Origin of the sequence: Sulfoacidibacillus thermotolerans, from assembly GCF_003144315.1 — a bacterium.
Taxonomy (GTDB): Bacteria; Bacillota; Bacilli; order Alicyclobacillales; family SLC66; genus Sulfoacidibacillus; species Sulfoacidibacillus thermotolerans.
In genome coordinates, this window is record NZ_MPDK01000115.1 from 1 (window position 1) to 485 (window position 485).

1 protein-coding gene is annotated in these 485 nt (G+C 43.5%); it reads left to right on the top strand.

What is annotated here, in order from left to right; translation table 11 throughout:
* Window positions 1-150 precede the first annotated feature (150 nt).
* A complete protein-coding gene (locus BM613_RS14740; protein WP_109431876.1) occupies window positions 151-384 on the top strand; it encodes a helix-turn-helix domain-containing protein in 234 nt (77 codons plus the stop codon).
* Window positions 385-485 lie beyond the last annotated feature (101 nt).

Here is a 485-nt window from a genome sequence, read left to right on the forward strand (position 1 = left end):
GCTGCTTCCTTTTGTGTCCAGTGGCGCGCCTTTCGAGCCTGTCGTAATTGTTGTCTCAACATCACCACCTCATTTCTTTAGGTAATTTAGTACCTTTATATTAAATTATACAGGTAATTTAGTGCCTGTCAAGAGATTCGGAGCGTCTTTATGTCAAATTTTTATTCTCGATTAGTAGAGCTACGCAAAGAGCGTTCGTTAACACAGAAACAATTAGCACAAGCAATTGGAGCAAATGAACGCGGAATTCGCTTTTACGAAGCTGGGGCAAAGCAACCAACGATGGACAGTCTTATCAAACTCGCCGACTTCTTCAACGTGAGCCTCGATTACCTCGTTGGACGTAGCGATGATGCTCGCCCTTTTCGAAACGGGGCTTCGTAAGTGTTTTAATGCGTCAATGCGGGTTCTCGTGCGAGAAGTTGCAAAATTCTTTCGCGACCTTTTTCGTTGTAACGAAACGCACTGATTTCTTTTGAACTGTA

Excerpts from the sequence above, each read along its gene's own strand:
- BM613_RS14740 (WP_109431876.1), top strand. The coding sequence starts at position 151 with ATGTCAAATTTTTATTCTCGATTAGTAGAGCTACGCAAAGAGCGTTCG.